The following is a 987-nucleotide window of genomic DNA, read 5'->3' as shown; positions in this document are numbered from 1 at the left end:
CGCCGCGGGAACCGGCCAAGACACCCGTGTCGATGCCCAGGCGTGGGGCCCCGGCACGGGCTCCGCCATTGCCTCCGTGCCTGCGTTGTTGGGGAGCGGGGACGACTGGTCCGGCTTTGATGACGCTGCGTTCCATGCCACCCTCCCGCGCATGGTCCGGGAAGCCCGACGCCGGAACCTCACCGTCCGTTTGCCCACCACCGGCCGTGTGGTGGACTCCCTCGTGCCCACGATTCTTGAGCAAAAGGTCACCACTATCGAAGCCCGCCGGGGCTACCGCTACCTGATGTACAGGTACGGCACCGCAGCGCCAAGCGCAGGCCGCCTCCCGACGTCGGGCCCGTCGGGGCTACTCGTGGCGCCGACCGCAGCCCAATGGTTAGCCATCCCTTCGTGGGAATGGCACAAGGCAGGCGTGGGTCCCCAGCGTTCGGCGACGGTCATGCGGGCGCTGCGATCCGCCGTCGCGCTCGAACGGCTCGCCTCACTCAGCGCGGTTGAAGCCGGGGCAAAGATGCAGACCATCCCGGGCATCGGCATCTGGACGGCGGCCGAGGTGGTCCAGCGGACCCATGGCTGCCCTGATTCGATCGCGGTGGGCGACTACCATTTGGCCTCGTACGTCGGTTATGCGCTCACAGGCAGGAAGACGGACGACGCCGGAATGATCGCCCTCCTGGAACCGTGGCGTGGGCACCGCCAGCGGGTAGTCCGGATGCTGGGGCTCAGCGGCTTCCGCAAGCCGACCTTCGGACCACGGATGACCATCCAGGACCACCGAGGACACTAACGCCACCAACGCCCCCCAACGCGGTCACTTACGGCCCATGTTGCCGCCCAACACGGGCCGTAAGCGACCCCGCGTTCGGAGTTTCGCGCGTTTGATCCGGACAATCAGGCCAGAGAACCCTTCGGCCAGATCATCGGCGTTGGCCTTGAAGTAGGACCAGCCGGCATTGGTGAACGCTTCGTCCCTCCGGTTGTCGG

General features: G+C 67.3%; 1 protein-coding gene. It reads left to right on the top strand.

The genetic code is table 11. The features are described from left to right. A partial coding sequence (locus AHiyo1_RS00645; protein ID WP_059387278.1) for a DNA-3-methyladenine glycosylase family protein occupies positions 1 to 790 on the top strand: 790 nt, incomplete at its 5' end. Positions 791 to 987 lie beyond the last annotated feature (197 nt).

This window comes from Arthrobacter sp. Hiyo1, from assembly GCF_001263615.2.
Lineage (GTDB): Bacteria > Actinomycetota > Actinomycetes > Actinomycetales > Micrococcaceae > Arthrobacter.
The sequence above is the reverse complement of the archived record's forward strand: the minus strand, read 5'-3'. Positions and strand labels throughout refer to the sequence as shown.